The organism is Hafnia alvei, assembly GCF_034424155.1.
Taxonomy (GTDB): domain Bacteria; phylum Pseudomonadota; class Gammaproteobacteria; order Enterobacterales; family Enterobacteriaceae; genus Hafnia; species Hafnia alvei.
The window spans coordinates 56,596-75,154 of record NZ_CP139993.1 but is presented as its reverse complement, the minus strand read 5'-3'; the positions used below and the strand labels follow the sequence as shown (position 1 = coordinate 75,154).

The following is an 18,559-nucleotide window of genomic DNA, read 5'->3' as shown; positions in this document are numbered from 1 at the left end:
TAGACAGAAGTAGTGTCCCTTTTTATAAGTGCTTTATTTTTAATAAATGAAAGCAACATCCTTAAGTCACTTGGCCATAATACCAGCGTTCTCCCGTGAACCATTCATCACGATCCTCGCTTCCATAATATTCGAGAGTGATACCTATTTCCTGTACGTTATCTGGCAGAACGAGTCCCCATTCAGCAGCAAGGCTACGATCTTTGATCAAAGCAGAAGCTCCATTTTCAGAACGATCTTCAGTTATGAAGCTTTGATAATATTCTTCGGAGCGATAAAGACAGACCTCACTTGTAAACATATCCGGAAGACATACCACAGCGGTAATCCGAGGGCTGTAATTTATACCAACAGTAGCCGTTATGAGGTTTGAACATGCATTAATTAAAGCTTGCGCACAAGCCGCTTTGGTTTTAAGCGTGCTGCACTTCCCCTCAACGATATTAATGTCTACTGGAATTTTGAAATTCCAGTAATGCTCATCTTCTGAGAAAATGCTACGTTCAGGATTACGAAATGTACCAGCCCAACGGTTAAGCGCTTTTAGGCGTCGGGGAATATTTCTGATTTTGGTTCGATAATCTCTGTTTAGTCGTCTACTCATGAATAGTTTACTTTTAAGCTCGTCAAAATGTTCAAGTTGTGTCTCTACACAAGAGCACTCTATCCTAATTTGTTCAGTTTATCGTTATGCATGTAATCTAACGTACCGCAATCGGCTTGTGAGAAATTATGTCAGATCTTCGCTCATAAGGGACAACCATACTCAAATTTCCCACATTGCAGGAGATTTTAGTATAAACATGTCACCGTGGAACAAAGACCGTATCATCGGCCAAAAAAGACCACTTCAGATATCTCATATCTGGGGTATCTGAATCAGGCTTGAACTGGAAGGTAAAACGCGCGATTTAGCTTTGTTCAACATGGCCCTGGACAGTACGCTTCGAGGCTGTGATCTGGTCAAACTCAAAGTTGCATATGGTAGCTCTGTTTCAAGCAGAGCTACGGTTCTACAACAGAAATCCGGCAGCCCTGTCCAATTTGAGATAACCAAAGGGACAAGAGAAGCTGTTCCGCATTGATAAAGCTTGGCAATTTACGCAGTAAAGACTATTTGTTCCGATCTCGGGTCGGTACTAACCAACACATATCAACCCGGCAATACAACCGAATTTTTCATGGGTGGGTAGCAAAACTTGGTCTAGGAGATTCGCTTTACAGTACACATTCCTTGAGAAGAACAAAACCTTACCTGATCTACAAGAAAACCAAGAATCTCCGGGTGATCCAACTTCTGTTGGGTCATAAGAAACTGGAAAGCACAGTCCGTTATCTGGGCATTGAAGTGGATGATGCGTTAGAGATCTCTGAATCGATTGAAGTCTAAGGTTGTCAGGGCTTCAACAGCAGCCCTATGCCAGAGGCGGACGTTGCTAACAACAGTCTGAGTTGATCAACAGAGAGCAGGTCAGTATCTCTGCTCATCACTTTCGCAGACTAAACCTTATAAAATTATGAGGGAATAAAGGCTTAATCATTATCTTATCGTTAAAAATAAATAGGTTAGGTGATATGGCGATAACATCGTAGATATTATCGACAATAAGTTGTAGATGGGTTCTGAACACGGGGACATCGGCATCATCTGCTATGACAAATACAGTTTCATTGCCTAAGTCGCTCCCATTTAACATCTCATGAGTGAGTTCATAATCGCTGAAATCCATTTCTGACCATATGAGATTACCGCTATGCCATGGATATTGATGAAAAATATCCATTACCATGCTCAAATCATCCCCTTCCACAACATCAAAATCTGCCCTGAGCAACTCCTTACATTCATCAAACAATGTCATGTCCACTCCCTTTGTGGCTGTTTATTTTTATCATAACCTCCCAGGTGGATTGTCTAAAGGAATTATGAACAATAGCCGCCTGCGGCGGAGCTAAGACTCTGTAAGTCAATGGCTGTTTTCAGTAACCATCTCCCGTTATAATCCGGTGCATGTATATTCCTCGCCCCGCAAAACTCCTCTTTCAGATTGATGACGGCTGGGATCGTCTTCTCATCAATCGCGGTCATACTATCCCCGAATGGACCAAACTGGTCATTGAGCGCATGCTCGCCTGCGGCACCGGTGCCATGGGGATACGCCGTTATTGCTGTGAGTCTGCTCACTGCACCCACACCAAATATTTCTGTCAGAGCTGCAAAAGTAAAGGCTGCAGCGCCTGCGGCATGAAAGCCACCGAGCAATGGATAGCAGAGCAGCAACACATCCTCCCCGACTGCGAATGGCAGCACATCACCTTTACCATGCCCGATAAACTCTGGCCGGCGTTTAATCTTAACTGGCCGTTACTCAATCAGTTGTTTGCTTGTGCTGCCTATACCCTCCTGAAATGGGCGGAAAAGATGGGCATTGAAATCGGGCTATTTGCCGCCCTGCACACTTACGGACGCCAGCTTAACCAGCATCCGCATATCCATTTATCCGTCACCCGTGGCGGGTTATGCCGCAAACACGGCGTCTGGCGCTCAGTTTTCTTTAAAAAAAAGGTGGCTGAGCGTTACTGGCGTCAGGCTGTCATTGCCCTGCTTCGTCAGCACTATGCTTCGCTGGATTTAGCCGCCGCAGGCTACAGGCATATCCGCGACTACAGGGAATGGTGCCAGTTTTTAGAATCACAATATCAGCGGCGATGGAAAATTCACTTTGCCAAGAAGACAAAGCACGCACGGCAAAACGTCAATTATCTCGGCCGTTACCTGAAACGGCCACCTGTTGCAGCCTCCAAATTACGCCACTACAGTGGCCGGACAGTGGTTCATCATTACTATGACCACCGGACAGGTCAGCATAAAATCCAATATCTGAGCCAGGAGGAGATGCTGATGCGCTATATCAGCCATATCCCCTCACGACATTTTAAAATGGTGCGGTATTACGGCTTTCTGGCCAACCGGAAACGGGGGGCTTTACTGCCGGAGGTGTATGCGGCACTGGACATAAAGGAGAAGGAGAAACCGCCAAAACCAGGCTTTGCGTCTTTGATGAAGCAGTTTACCCGGATAGATCCGTACCAGTGTGTGCTGTGTGGCAGCAGAATGGTCTTCAACTGTGCGGAAGCGGGTATCAGGGCAGATAAATTACTGGAGATGCGGCGTCAGGAATTTAAGAAACGACGATGGTTACAACAGGCGGCATAGGGAAGATCTGCTTAAAATTCATAAAATTGAATAATAAACCACCGAAGCACTGTGAATTTATACAACCGCAGCCGGATAAAACAGAGGATCGCTCATCAGCATAAGAAGCTAACGCCCTGAAAACAGGGTAAAAACAACTTTCAGTTTCCTAACCATCAAGAGTGCGGTAGCCTTTTTTGATATCGTATTCTGTTCCTCCAGGCGGCGAACCTGCTTTTCCAGCTCGCGAATACGTTGCTGCTCTGCAGTAATGGAAGTTGCAGAGGGCGTAATCCCCTGACGCTCTCGCCTGAGCTAGCGCACCCAGCTCTCTAGCGTGGTAGAACCGATATTCATCGCGTCACTGGCTTGTCGATATGAGTAGCCCTTATCAACATTATGTTGTGGTGAGAATATCACCTTTAATCAGGTGGCCAAATTTACTGTGCCACTACTGATACTTGACGCTGGTCTCATCAGACCTGTCAATATGAGTTCACCGGAAGCTTACCGTTGACTGATGGCCGGAGGGAGATAAACGTTTATAGCGGAAGCTCTCCGTGCACGCCCGTCAAGGCGCACGGAATGAGAATGGATTAAAAGATGGCGGGATACTGGATACTCCCGCCATCTTTCCGTACAGAAATTAAAACCCGATATTTTTAAAAGCTGTATTTAACGCCAAACGTTACGGTTGTATCGCTGTAACCTTTACTACCGACCTGCTGACCCACGTTCCCCCACACATTGAGGCGTTTGTTGACATCCCCCTCTACGCCCAGTTTTGCCTCAGCAACGTTAGCTGTGCCCCCCTGTTTAAAGGTATGGCTACCGGTGGTTTCATGAGACATATTCACCGCAAAGTCTTTGCTGTTATGGATCCATGTAGCTTCAATATACGGTTTGAATACCTGAGCCTGGGCCTCTTTTTCCTGAGAAGGTTGGGTCATAAACGCTTTTATGCCCAGGCGGGTCTGGACATTGCCATTCCCCTCACTTGCCACCCGCGTTTTCGATGCCTCCATATGATCATCCGCTTTAACTCCCATCCAGATGGCCTGCACTTTAGGTTGGAGGTAGAAGTTATAACTGCGGCTTGCCCCTGCCAGGAAGGCATACCCGCTTTCAAGCGATGCCGTGAAGCCTTTGGAGTTATATTTTTCCTGAGCCAATGCCTCACCATTCACTTTGTTTTTAAACCAGCTATATTGCAGCCAGCTATCCACATAAGCTCCGGTATGGGTTTCGTCATTAGCAAACCATGTTGCGTAAGTCCCTACACTATAGCCTTCGGCAGACCCTTTAGAATGACTACCAGAACCCGATGAAACAGTGTTATTGCTGCTATTGGCATAACCCGTCATTAGTCCGACGCGCCACAGGTCATTTTCATTGCTGGTAAAGCGCAGCACATCGCCCCCCAACTGCATCACAAAACGATTATCCTGCGTTTTGAAAGCGCCACTGTCATCACGGGAGCGATTGTGGCTGCCGGTAGTACGAAGCCACATTGAGGTCGCTTTCTTCTCACCCGTTATCGCATCGGTGTACCAGGTTTCACCCGAGCGGTTTTCAAGGCTGGTATTGAACATGGTATTGGCCGCCGCCAGGTTCGCAATGTAGCTTCCCGCTTCTGGACGATCCGGATTATCGGTACGCAGATACCAGTTGCCGTCGTTCGAATTCGATACCCCTCCCTGGTATAATTTATATTCGTACGCACCGGCCACGACGCGCCCTTCTAGCTCAAAGTTAGCGCCAGATTTCCCGGAAATATCCACAATCTTAATACCGTTACTGGTGTAAGAACCCTGGCCACCAATATTGTTCACGCGAATAGTACTGGCTCCGCTGGTATTGCCATTAACCACCAGGCGATCCGTTGCACTGTTATCGCCGGCAAGTACAGTATCAAAGAAAATCCGACTGCCTGCCTGTCCAACGTAGTTGCCGTTGATGATAAAGTCTGCGTACCTATCCCCAGTCAGCGCATGGGACATTATCAGGCGACCGGCGTTATCAACATTACCGGTTACACGCCCGAATCCGCCAAGCGCACCGTTTTGCTGAATAGTGACATTACTGTTAAGCACTACCGGCGCAGTGGCAGCCCGGGTCTGGCTGGCTGCAGCGGTGGCCGTTTGCTCATTTTGGTTCTTCACTTTACCCTCACCCAACTGGATAAGGCCATTTTCGATAATGGTGTTGCCCGCCGTAATGACATTTTCAATAACCGTCAGCGTGCCGCTACCCTGTTTAATCAGGTCACCACTGCCGCTGAGCAGGTTTTTGAAGCTCCAGTCACTGGCAACATCCAGAACCAGTTTACCGTTATTATTAACGCGTGCCACACCCAACTGTTCTGACTTATTGGCGGCAAGCGTAGTGCCGTTTGCCAGAGTGAAGGCACCGATATACTGGGTATTATTACCGCCCAGCTGAATCACCGCCTTGTTCTGCAACTGTACGTTACCCGCCTGGCTCAGGCTATTGGCGAAGATGCCCTGAGCTCCTTTGAGCGTCAGAGTTCCCCGGTTGGCAATATTTCCAGCCCCCAGGCCCGCCACATCCGCCAGCACCGCACTGGCTGCACTACCAATTGTGATGGTACCGGTAAAGGCGTGGTTTGCCTGGCTGACGTTAAGCGTACCCGCGGACAAACTTAGCTGCCCCGCCCCCGCGATAGCCCCATCAACCTGACCGCCATTTTTAATCGTGACGTTACCGCCATTAAGATTAAACAAGCTATTAGTCTGTGTATTCAGCTGGCCAAGCGTCTGGCTAGTGCCGTTAATATCTACCTGCGTACCTATAGAGATCGCCAGCGCTGAAGTTCGCCCAAGCGCATTACTGGCATCAAGCCGTAACCCGCCTTTGCGCACCCATGTGGCGCCAGTATAGTCGTTATTGCCATTACTCAAAGAGAGGATTGCCCCCGCAGTAGTTCCCTCAACGGCCAAATCACCGCTACCAGAAATTTTCGCCGACATGCCGTTTGATTGCAGACCGTTGTTAGCCTCCAGAGCCTCAAATTTCAGGGCGTCAGCGGCCTTAGCCAGCAGCTCTATCGCTTTAAGACCATAATTGACATACAGGCCATCCTGGCGGGCGCCCGTAGTTAAGCCATAGTCAAACGATCCCACGGCCGATGGGGCAGCCGCACCCTCGTTGGTCAATGCGGCTTGAACAGACTGCGTTATCGGCCGACCGTTAGTATCCGTTAGCGTCAGCTCCTGACCAGTTCCCTTAGCCTTACCGTGGGCTAAATCAACAACAACGGCCCCTTCATCGAGGGCTAACAAAGACTTACCTTCAAGGCCTGGGGTCACGTTGGTCGGCAGGTTCACCTGAACTTCACCGCCGCCAGCAACATCAATATTGCCCGCCTCAATGGTTCCCTGAGAAATAAACGCTCCGTTGTTATCAATAATATTATCGAACTTCAGCGTGCCGTTATTCATCGTCAGCCCACTGATACTCTGCACGCCATCAGAGACATCAACCAGGCTGTTTTGAGACAGCACCAGATTAGCGTTAGTCAGTGCCTTAGTATTACTATTGCCTAATACCATGCCCGTGTCTGATAAATCAACCTTACCAGCAAAGGCGGTACCTACCGACTCACCAAACGTGAATGCCGGGCCTCCTGATATCACATTCAACTTACCGCTGCCGATAAGCGCATGGTCAACGTTACTCAGACCGGAAAGCGTTAATGCGCTATTGCCGTTAATGTTAATACCAACGCTGCGATCGACTTTGTAGCCAGTGCCAAAGGTAATATTTGCCTGATCTGCCAATGTCAGGACGCCATTCCCAACGACGCTATTACCGAATATCCCCTGGTAGCCCGACAGGATAAGCCTATCGAGTGCGCCTGTAAGGGATACGCCGGCATTCTTACCTAACTGGCTTGAATTACTCACCGTCAGCGCACTGTTACCATCAAGCGCATAGCGTCCTGCAAAGCTGTCGTTATTGCCGATAAGCTGCACATTAGCATTTTTCGTCAGGGCAACGATGCTGCTCTGTACGCCGGCCAGCGCATTTTTAATTGCTCCGCTTACCCCATTCATCACTAAGGCTGCACCGTTTTCGTCCAGATGAACCTCGGACCGATCGGCGCCAAGATTATTAGCCTGATTGATAGTTAATGATGCACCGCCGCTAACGTGATGCTCGCCGGTAAAGGTGCTGTTGCCAGTGAACGTAGTTGCAGCATTAATATTCACACGTCCATCACCGCTCAAGGCATTGCCAAGCGTTGACCCGTTCGCATTAACGTTCAGTACCCCGTCAACGCCGACTTTACTGTTGCCAAGGTTGCCGCGATCGCTGAGCGTAATGGACGCGCCATTAGCAATGTTGGTCTTGCCGCCAAGATTGTCATTAGTACCCGATATGTTCAGATTACCACCGGCGACAGTAAGCGTACCATCGCCTTCCAGGCCGCCATCAGCGCCAGACTGACCACCGTTACTTAACACCAACTCACCGTTAGCCAACGAGACCATGCCGCTGTTATCCAACGCCCCGATGGTCTGCTTAAAGCCATTGAGGAATACGCTCGCTCCTTGCTGGATATTTAGCTCAGAGGTCTGTCCTAAGGCACTATTCGCCCCTAACAGTAGCGCGCCCTGACTCACTATCGTTCCACCGGTATAGCTGTTATTACCATTGGCGATGGTTAATGCTCCGTTCGCGGCATTAATATTCAGCCCTCCCTGACCGGATAACACTGCATTCAGGGCTTGATTAGTGCCGTCCCCGGCGGTTTCCAGCAACAGGGCATCCGTACCCTGCGTAATTAACTGCAGGGCCGTCAGGCCATATTTAACGTAAAGCCCGCTGTTATCGCCATTGTTACTGGTTAAGCCGTAGTTGTAGGTTGCATTGGCCACCGTTTTATCACCCTGAGTAATCGCAGAGAATACCGCCTGGTCGCCCGAAGTAACCGGTACCCCATTAATGCTCAGGTTCATATTATTGACATTACCGCTTACGGCTCCGGCATTCACCAGCGCCATGAGAACCTCACCTCTATCTTGTTCCAGAATAGAGACGCCTGGCTGCGCCGGAATACCCGCGTTGTTCCATGTGGCGTTACCCGTGACAGAAACATTGCCACCGTTTAACGCCAGCGTTTCAGCATTCACAGTGCCGTTGGCTTTCGACTGCGGTGCATCCGCTTCAAAGACCAGTTCACCACCATCAACATCCAGATTTTTCAGCGTGCTGTCTGTGTTACCGGCATACGTAGTACTGCCTTGGTTTAACGACAGAGTGGCGTTCTTCAGGGCGCTCTGGTTGTTTTGATTGAGGGCAAGGGCAGTATTTGTCAGCGTAACATTACCGGCAAAAGCGCTGCCGGTATTCGCGCCAAAGTTAAACGCCTGATTTCCGGTATTCACATTTAGCGCGCCATTGCCGCTTAACGCCTGATTAAAGACGGTCACATCGGACAGCTGCAGCTGGCTGCTATTATCGATGTTCATGGCGACATTGGCTCCAATGTTCGCCATGCTGTCCAGTGCCACCGCTGAATTTCCGGTTAATGCAATAGTTCCCAGGCCATCAACCCGATTAACAAAATCTCCGCGGTACGTTAAGAGATTCAAGGTATCACCGATTTCTTCCAGTGATACGCGAGCATCTTCACCCAGCTGGCGGTTAGCGCTGGCGGTCAGGGTACTGTTACCGCTCACGTTATAGGTGCCTTTAAATGCACTATTCTGCCCAGTCAGCATCGCTCTGGAACCATTAGCGACATTAATCTGGCTACCCGCCCCCCCCGAAAGCGACTGGCCAACCTCTCCCTGCAACGCATTCAATACCAAGGTAGAGGTCGGGTCCTGAAGGGCGACATTTGCCTGATTGCTCCCCAGGCTAGCGGCCCGAGATACCGTCAGCTTGCCATTGGCATTAATGAGATGTGTCCCACTGAATGTACTCTCTGCGCTAAGAGTCACATTGCCATTAGTGTTGATATTCCCTATGCCGCTCAGGACATTGGCCAGCGTCTGGTTAACGTTCAGGTTCAACGTACCATCCACAATCACATCAGCATTACCCAGCGTTCCCGCCTGACTGAGAGTGATCGTTCCGGCGTCGCCAATCGCCGTAGTACCGGCAAGATCCACGTTGGTCTGTGACAACGCAAGCTCCCCACCAGACACCACCAGGCGACCATTACCGGTCAGCCCACCGACGGCCGTTGAGGTTCCGCCATTATTTAACGTCAGCGTACCATCGCTAATATCGATTACGCCCGTATTGGTAAAATCGCCAGTGTTGTTAATCACATTATCATGATTAACGATCAACTCTCCCTGTGTTCCCACCTTAATTGTGCCGGCGTTAACCAGCGCGCCCAGCGCCTGGCCCTTACCGTTAAGATCGAAGATGGCATTGCTCAGTACGCTCAACCGCGACGTATTCCCCAGCGCATGGTTACTGCCGGCGATAAGGATGCCACTGTTAATCAGCGTACTGCCGGTATAGTCATTTTGCTCATTGCTGAGCGTCAGACTACCGGCGCTCCCATCCAGTGAGAGATTACCGTTACCGGTGAGTTGGGCGGTAAAAGTTTTAGCCGCCGGCGAAGTATTGGCTGTACTGAGTGTCAGCGTCTTATCGGCGAGCAGCGCCAATTTCACCAGCCTTGCCATAACGCTTAACCCGCTGTCGCCGCTGAGCGCGAAGTTATAGAAGCCCTCAGCCACCGTGATGCCATTCTGAACGGCATCCACTTTGGTATCGTTAGCCAACGATTTGCCATCCAGATCCTGTAATGAGAGTTTCCCCAGGTCTTCAGCATTTAATGCATCACTTTTTACCAGTACGCGCGATTGGCCGTAACTTTGCTCCAGTAAGTTATCGCCCAGCGAGAGGTTGTTTTGCACCTGAATAATGCTTTTATCGGCTACCTTCAGTGAGCCAGACTCAATAGATCCGGTAGATGTAAATTGAGTAGTGCCTCCATTGAGCGTCAGGTTCCCTATTGTCTGTGGCCCTGTGCCTACCTCAAGACGCGATCCTCCGCCCACGCTCAGCGTGGCCGATTTCAGGCTTGCCGTATTATTACCAGCTAAAGCAAACTGGCTGCCCGCCAGATTAACCTGACCGGTAAATGCACTTCCGGTGCTGCTGGCAAAGCTAAAGCCGTTGCTGTCGGTGATATTCAGCGCACCGGCCCCGGTGAGCGCCTGACCGAACCCGTTCAGGCCCGCCAGCGTCAGCGCACTGTCGCCGGCAATATCTACCCCGATACCCGCCGCCAGATTAGCCGCGCTGTTCAGGGTGACGGCCGCGCTGTCGGTCAGGGCCAGCAGGCCCGTGCCCGCCACCTGATTACCAAAGGTGCCGCTGTAGTTCGCCAAATTCAGAGTGTTGCCCGCGCCGTTCAGCAGCACGCCGGCGTTCGCCCCGAGACTCCCGGCGCTGCCCACCCGCAGGGTGCTGTCACCCTGCACCGAGTAGGTGCCGAGGAAACCACTGTTATCGCCCCCCAGCGCGGCAAGGCTGCCGCCGGTCACGCTGACCGTGCTATCCGCCACCCCTGACAAGGCGTTATTCACCGCGCCGTTCAGTCCGTTCAGTACCAGTTGCGCCTCGGCATCGTTCAGGTTGACCGTTGCCGCCACGCCGCCCAGATTATTGGCCTGACTGATGGTCAGCGCCCCGCCTTTGCCCACGTTATGCGCGCCGCTGAAGGTGTTGCTACCGCTCAGGGTCACGCTGGCCCCAGTGTTGATATCCCCGCCGCCGCTCAGGATGTTCGCCAGCGTCTGGGCCGCATTCAGGTTCAGCGCCCCGTCACCGGCAATATCCACCGCCGCGCTGCCCAGCGTGCCGGTATCAGTAAGGGTTATCGCCCCGCCCGCTCCGATGGCGGTGCTTCCCGCCAGCCCCGCGTTGGCTTTCGAGAGCGTCAGCTCACCACCGGACACCACCAGTCTGCCGTTACCGCTCAGCCCGCCGGCCGTACTGGACGTCCCGCCATTGTTCAGCGTCAGCGTGCCGCCGCTGAGATCGATGGTGCCGGCGTTAGTCAGCGCGCCCAGCGCCTGCGTTTTGCCGTTTAGGCTGAAGGCGCTGCCGGCCAGGGTGGTCAGCAGGGAGGAGTTGCCCAGCGCATTGTTACTGCCGGCCACCACCGTTCCGCCGTTAATCACAGTGGTACCGGTGTAGTTGTTAGCCACGTTGCTCAGGGTCAGCGTCCCGCCGCCGGCGTTCAGCGCCAGGTTACCAGCCCCTGTTATCGCGGCGCTGAGGCTGTTCGAGGTGGCCCCCGCGGTATCAATCGTCAGGGTTTTGCCCGCCGCCAGCGCCAGTTTGACCAGCTGTGACATGACGCTCAGCCCGCCGCCTAGCCCCGACAGGGCGTAGTTATAGGTCCCGGTCGCTACCGTGCCGTCGCCCTGGTTGATGGCCACTTCCACGCCACTCGCTATCGACTGGCCCTGCGTATCCTGCAGGATCAGTTTGGCCAGGTCTTCTGCGCTCAGCGTGTTGCTGCTGTTAATCAGCTTGCGCTGCGTGCCCTCATCCTGGTCCAGCAGATTGCCGGTGGTCACATCACCCGGGGTGACCTGGATGGTGCTGTTCTGCGCCACGGCCAGCGTGCCGCTGGTGATGCTGCTGCCATCGATAAACTGCGTGGTGCCGCCATTGAGCGTCAGGTTGCCTATCGCCTGTACCCCCGTGCCCACCTCAAGACGCGATCCTCCGCCCACGCTCAGCGTGGCCGATTTCAGGCTTGCCGTATTATTACCAGCTAAAGCAAACTGGCTGCCCGCCAGATTAACCTGACCGGTAAATGCACTTCCGGTGCTGCTGGCAAAGCTAAAGCCGTTGCTGTCGGTGATATTCAGCGCACCGGCCCCGGTGAGCGCCTGACCGAACCCGTTCAGGCCCGCCAGCGTCAGCGCACTGTCGCCGGCAATATCTACCCCGATACCCGCCGCCAGATTAGCCGCGCTGTTCAGGGTGACGGCCGCGCTGTCGGTCAGGGCCAGCAGGCCCGTGCCCGCCACCTGATTACCAAAGGTGCCGCTGTAGTTCGCCAAATTCAGAGTGTTGCCCGCGCCGTTCAGCAGCACGCCGGCGTTCGCCCCGAGACTCCCGGCGCTGCCCACCCGCAGGGTGCTGTCACCCTGCACCGAGTAGGTGCCGAGGAAACCACTGTTATCGCCCCCCAGCGCGGCAAGGCTGCCGCCGGTCACGCTGACCGTGCTATCCGCCACCCCTGACAAGGCGTTATTCACCGCGCCGTTCAGTCCGTTCAGTACCAGTTGCGCCTCGGCATCGTTCAGGTTGACCGTTGCCGCCACGCCGCCCAGATTATTGGCCTGACTGATGGTCAGCGCCCCGCCTTTGCCCACGTTATGCGCGCCGCTGAAGGTGTTGCTACCGCTCAGGGTCACGCTGGCCCCAGTGTTGATATCCCCGCCGCCGCTCAGGATGTTCGCCAGCGTCTGGGCCGCATTCAGGTTCAGCGCCCCGTCACCGGCAATATCCACCGCCGCGCTGCCCAGCGTGCCGGTATCAGTAAGGGTTATCGCCCCGCCCGCTCCGATGGCGGTGCTTCCCGCCAGCCCCGCGTTGGCTTTCGAGAGCGTCAGCTCACCACCGGACACCACCAGTCTGCCGTTACCGCTCAGCCCGCCGGCCGTACTGGACGTCCCGCCATTGTTCAGCGTCAGCGTGCCGCCGCTGAGATCGATGGTGCCGGCGTTAGTCAGCGCGCCCAGCGCCTGCGTTTTGCCGTTTAGGCTGAAGGCGCTGCCGGCCAGGGTGGTCAGCAGGGAGGAGTTGCCCAGCGCATTGTTACTGCCGGCCACCACCGTTCCGCCGTTAATCACAGTGGTACCGGTGTAGTTGTTAGCCACGTTGCTCAGGGTCAGCGTCCCGCCGCCGGCGTTCAGCGCCAGGTTACCAGCCCCTGTTATCGCGGCGCTGAGGCTGTTCGAGGTGGCCCCCGCGGTATCAATCGTCAGGGTTTTGCCCGCCGCCAGCGCCAGTTTGACCAGCTGTGACATGACGCTCAGCCCGCCGCCTAGCCCCGACAGGGCGTAGTTATAGGTCCCGGTCGCTACCGTGCCGTCGCCCTGGTTGATGGCCACTTCCACGCCACTCGCTATCGACTGGCCCTGCGTATCCTGCAGGATCAGTTTGGCCAGGTCTTCTGCGCTCAGCGTGTTGCTGCTGTTAATCAGCTTGCGCTGCGTGCCCTCATCCTGGTCCAGCAGATTGCCGGTGGTCACATCACCCGGGGTGACCTGGATGGTGCTGTTCTGCGCCACGGCCAGCGTGCCGCTGGTGATGCTGCTGCCATCGATAAACTGCGTGGTGCCGCCATTGAGCGTCAGGTTGCCTATCGCCTGTACCCCCGTGCCCACCTCAAGACGCGATCCTCCGCCCACGCTCAGCGTGGCCGATTTCAGGCTTGCCGTATTATTACCAGCTAAAGCAAACTGGCTGCCCGCCAGATTAACCTGACCGGTAAATGCACTTCCGGTGCTGCTGGCAAAGCTAAAGCCGTTGCTGTCGGTGATATTCAGCGCACCGGCCCCGGTGAGCGCCTGACCGAACCCGTTCAGGCCCGCCAGCATCAGCGCACTGTCGCCGGCAATATCTACCCCGATACCCGCCGCCAGATTAGCCGCGCTGTTCAGGGTGACGGCCGCGCTGTCGGTCAGGGCCAGCAGGCCCGTGCCCGCCACCTGATTACCAAAGGTGCCGCTGTAGTTCGCCAAATTCAGAGTGTTGCCCGCGCCGTTCAGCAGCACGCCGGCGTTCGCCCCGAGACTCCCGGCGCTGCCCACCCGCAGGGTGCTGTCACCCTGCACCGAGTAGGTGCCGAGGAAACCACTGTTATCGCCCCCCAGCGCGGCAAGGCTGCCGCCGGTCACGCTGACCGTGCTATCCGCCACCCCTGACAAGGCGTTATTCACCGCGCCGTTCAGTCCGTTCAGTACCAGTTGCGCCTCGGCATCGTTCAGGTTGACCGTTGCCGCCACGCCGCCCAGATTATTGGCCTGACTGATGGTCAGCGCCCCGCCTTTGCCCACGTTATGCGCGCCGCTGAAGGTGTTGCTACCGCTCAGGGTCACGCTGGCCCCAGTGTTGATATCCCCGCCGCCGCTCAGGATGTTCGCCAGCGTCTGGGCCGCATTCAGGTTCAGCGCCCCGTCACCGGCAATATCCACCGCCGCGCTGCCCAGCGTGCCGGTATCAGTAAGGGTTATCGCCCCGCCCGCTCCGATAGCGGTGCTTCCCGCCAGCCCCGCGTTGGCTTTCGAGAGCGTCAGCTCACCACCGGACACCACCAGTCTGCCGTTACCGCTCAGCCCGCCGGCCGTACTGGACGTCCCGCCATTGTTCAGCGTCAGCGTGCCGCCGCTGAGATCGATGGTGCCGGCGTTAGTCAGCGCCCCGCTGATCAGCGTGCCGTTCTGCCCGAGCGCGATCTGGCCGGCGTTGGCCAGCGCGCCCAGCGCCTGCGTTTTGCCGTTCAGGCTGAAGGCGCTGCCGGCCAGGGTGGTCAGCAGGGAGGTGTTGCCCAGCGCATTGTTACTGCCGGCCACCACCGTGCCGCCGTTAATCGCAGTGGTACCGGTGTAGTCGTTGGCGGCATTATTAAGCGTCAGCGTTTCACCGCCGGCGTTCAGCGCCAGGTTACCAGCCCCTGTTATCAGGGCACTGAAGTTCTTCGAGGTGGACCCCGCGGTGTCAAGTGTCAGGGTTTTGCCCGCCGCCAGCGCCAGCTTGACCAGCTGTGCCGTGACGCTCAGCCCGCCGCCCAGCCCCGACAGGGCGTAGTTATAGGTCCCGGTCGCCGCTGTGCCGTCGCCCTGGTTAATGGCTATCTGCGTCCCGGCGCTCAGCGCATCGCCTTGGGCGTTCTGCAGCCGCAGAAGCGCCAGATCTTCGGCGGTTAAGGTATTGGCACTGTTGACTATCTTACGCGCACTGCTTTCATCCTGATCCAGCAGATTACCTTTCAGAATGGCATCCGGCGCGACCTGAACATCACTTTGCTGCACTACGGCAAGCGTATTAGTATTAATATTACCCGTGCCAAAGACCGTCTTCCCGCCGTTCAGGGCCACATTACCGACAGTCTGATCGCTTGTGCCAACGGTCACAATGCTTCCGCTACCACCGGTCAACGTTGCATTTTTTAACGCTGCTGTATTAGAACCGGATAAGGCAAACGCCGTATTATTCAGGTTAACATTACCGGTAAACGTATTACCTACGCCACTGCCGAAATTAAAGGCTTGATTGGCGCTGTTAATGTTTAGCGTACCGGTGCCGGTCAGAGCATTGTTCAGGGCAGTCAGCCCATTCAGATTGAGTACGCCGCCCAGCGTAAAGCCTCCACTGCTGGCAATTTGGTTAGCGCGATTAGCGGTAAGTGAGCCACCGCTATTGATAGCCCAACCTCCGGTAAAGGCATTATCCCCGATGCCGGCCAGCGTCACATCGGCACCATTGTTTACGATAACGCTGCCGTCACCGCCGGCAACATGACCAAGGCTTGCACTGAAGTTACCGTTATAACCGCCGCCAAACTGCAGCTTACTGCTGCCGTCCAGCAATACCGTCCCGCCAGTAATATTATTCTGTGATGCCAGCGTAAGATCGGTGCCTTGCGCCAGATTAATATTCGTAAACCCCTTCAAAGAGGTATCCGTCTGAAGTGCGCTTTGTGAGCGGCTCATATTCAGCGTATTCGTCCCAGTCCCGGCATCAATAGTGCCCAAATAGGTATTGTTACCACTAAGATCATTAAGCGTGAAGGTATCATTCCCACTGCCGGTGGTGATGGACTTGACCCGTGCTCCATTATTGATGGTGACATTATTATTGCCATTGCCAAAGCTAATGCTACCAAGACTTTGCGAGGCGCTTCCCAGCACCAAAGTGTTATTACCATTTCCCGCCGTCAGCGTACCGTCTAAAACACCATTATTGGTAATGGTGTTTACCACATCGCCGGTAAAGTTTACCGCCCCTTTGACTGTTCCCTGGTTAACGAAGGTCTTAGCCGCATTGCCGGAAAATTTAATTGCCGTGGCATCGGTAGCATCTAATACCACCTTATTACCGATGGTCGTGGTATTGGTGCCACCATCAGCGATCGTTAGCGCTGTACCGTTGGAATTATTTACCTTGATACTTAATCCCGGGTTGGTCAAATCAGCGCCACCGCCGGTAGTTGCCACCCCAGTGCCAGCGCCATTTACGTTGATTTGCAGCGCTTCACTATTAAGATTTGAAATCGCTGTATTGGTCGTCGCAATACCTGTTCCGGTTCCACCAACGTTAATAGTGTTAGAGCCATTATCGCTACTCAGGAATCTGAGGCCGGCCAGGTTAGTGAACCCAATACGGTTATTAATATTTAATGCCACATTGCTCAGATCGACGATCACCGCATCGGCTTTATTGAGCAAGTTTCCCGTGCCGAGGAGGTTAACCGTGACATCATTAAGACGATGAATTGCCGTATTCATCGCATTAGTAAAGGTTACCGCATTAGCCGCATTTGAGGCATTAATCGTGCCTCCAGTTAGGTTTAGTACGACTTTATCTGTGGCTGAGTTCCCGACGCTAATACCGGTACCGGAGACCGCATTAATCACGCCAGACGTGTTATCTGACGCCCTTTTACTCATATCCACACTCATATTGTTACCTGAGGCGGAGCTAAGGGTAATACCCGACGTTGTGGTGGTAAGCTCCCCGGTATTCCTGATATCAACTTTACCAGTGCCATCGTGCACAATATTCATCCCGGTGGCCGCATTTATCTGCGTTTCCGAACGGATGTAAATGCCACTGTTATTAACCGTAGTAGTCGCCTTATCTAAATCGTCATTGAGATACTGGCTTTTAAGAACATTAATACCTATCCCGGTCACATTAAACTGCGAGTCTTGGGCAAGGTTAAAAATAACATCACCGCTGTTATACTGACCGTTATTTATAACACTGTGGGTATACAGGGAATTGGTAATTCGGTAATTTTTACCCCCGAGGTTAGTCATGCCGTCCCCAGCAAGCTGGGCACCATTGACTCCGGCATAGATAATTTTTGCCCCGGTGCCAAATTCCCCCGTATCTTTATTATAGCTACCGACCTGCAGGCCGACGTTATTGCCGGTTACGTTGCCAAAGACGTTCTGCTGGCTCCAAAGTTTAAAGCTCGAACCATCTTCGAAAACATAAGAGTAACCCTGTCCATTACCATCGCCGGTCGTCAGTTTAGTTCGAGAATCAAGAGTGAAGGAAACATCCGATCCGGTTTTAAAGGTCAGCTGGTTCTGCAGTAAGTCGTTAGTATTATTCCAGAAAACATAAGCATAATTACCATTATCACCGGTGCCGTAAAAATCCAGCTTGCCGGTAAAGTCAACTTTACTGCCGTTGACCCACTGCTTATAAGTTACGCTGTTAAACGGATTGCTGGCATTATTATCTAAAAACGTGCCAATTGTGACTTTACTATAGATGTTTTGGTTATAGGTATAGCCGCTTTTATAGTTAGCATCAATCCCGTTTAAGGTATTACCGGAACTGGTGGTCGCATAAGTGCCATTAGCTCGACGATAAGCCACGCCATCACTGGCCCCTGAGCCGTAGCTCATTAGCGCCAGCGTCGAGTTAGGAATATTTTTGATATTGTCAAAGACCACATTGACATTAGACGCACTATCGCCAATGGTGGCAAAAAAGTGGTTGGCGTTATTTGCCGCCGCCGTAGTCGTCAAGTTCGCATTCTTAATGGTAAAAGTGACCTGGTTACTCGGATCACCGCCACGCACCGCAAAGCGGTAAGCCTGATTATTGCCATTACTGATGCCATACTTGTTAGGCCCACCATCGATGGTGATCGCCGTACGGGTCCCAAAATCAAATTTAGTCGTGTTATTGTTTAATCCTGTGCCGCCAGGAACATTGCTGGCCCCAGGATAGAGCGCGCCATCAGTATAGGTCGCAAGATTGATATCGGCGGTCAGCGTAATATCCGTGCAGTCATTATTATTTAGGGCAGCACCTAACTCTTTTGCCGTACCGGCGGTGCATACGCCGGCGGCCAAAACTGGCTGGGCTGCGAACACCCCTGCCAGCACAAAGGCATTGGTCAGGCGCTTCGCCATCTTTCTTTCTACACGACTTCCCTGCCCCTGGCTGGAGGATTTTTGCTTGCCTTTAGCAAGTTCGCTGGCTACAACCCATATACCTTGCTGGATATTCCAGATAACTCTATAGACTCTGTTCATAAGTGCGCCATGTTTTTAACAAATTAGAATTTTATGACATAATTTGTAGTTAATTCTAATACCTTGGATG

At 53.3% G+C, this 18,559-nt stretch carries 4 protein-coding genes and 2 pseudogenes; 2 read left to right on the top strand and 4 right to left on the bottom strand.

Annotation, left to right across the window (positions count from 1 at the left end; genetic code table 11):
- Nucleotides 1–61: 61 nt before the first annotated feature.
- Nucleotides 62–604, bottom strand: coding sequence for a DUF3916 domain-containing protein (locus U0008_RS22090; protein WP_051874187.1), 543 nt, complete (start codon nucleotides 602–604; stop codon nucleotides 62–64).
- A gap of 193 nt (nucleotides 605–797) precedes the next feature.
- Between U0008_RS22090 and U0008_RS22085 the strand changes: the two are divergent.
- Nucleotides 798–1,390, top strand: a pseudogene (locus U0008_RS22085) (tyrosine-type recombinase/integrase).
- A gap of 97 nt (nucleotides 1,391–1,487) precedes the next feature.
- Here U0008_RS22085 and U0008_RS22080 read toward each other — a convergent pair.
- Complete coding sequence (locus tag U0008_RS22080; protein WP_043495802.1) at nucleotides 1,488–1,862, bottom strand: CDI toxin immunity protein; 375 nt, start codon at nucleotides 1,860–1,862, stop codon at nucleotides 1,488–1,490.
- 149 nt (nucleotides 1,863–2,011) lie between these two features.
- On the opposite strand from U0008_RS22080, the gene U0008_RS22075 reads away from it, so the two are divergent.
- The gene (locus U0008_RS22075) at nucleotides 2,012–3,217 is read left to right on the top strand and encodes an IS91 family transposase (protein WP_121626117.1); all 1,206 of its coding nucleotides are present in this window, start codon (nucleotides 2,012–2,014) and stop codon (nucleotides 3,215–3,217) included.
- Between the two features lie 154 nt (nucleotides 3,218–3,371).
- Here U0008_RS22075 and U0008_RS22070 read toward each other — a convergent pair.
- Nucleotides 3,372–3,592: pseudogene (locus U0008_RS22070) on the bottom strand (transposase); the annotation flags it as partial.
- 266 nt (nucleotides 3,593–3,858) lie between these two features.
- The gene (locus tag U0008_RS22065; protein WP_327058451.1) at nucleotides 3,859–18,489 is read right to left on the bottom strand and encodes an autotransporter outer membrane beta-barrel domain-containing protein; all 14,631 of its coding nucleotides are present in this window, start codon (nucleotides 18,487–18,489) and stop codon (nucleotides 3,859–3,861) included.
- Nucleotides 18,490–18,559 lie beyond the last annotated feature (70 nt).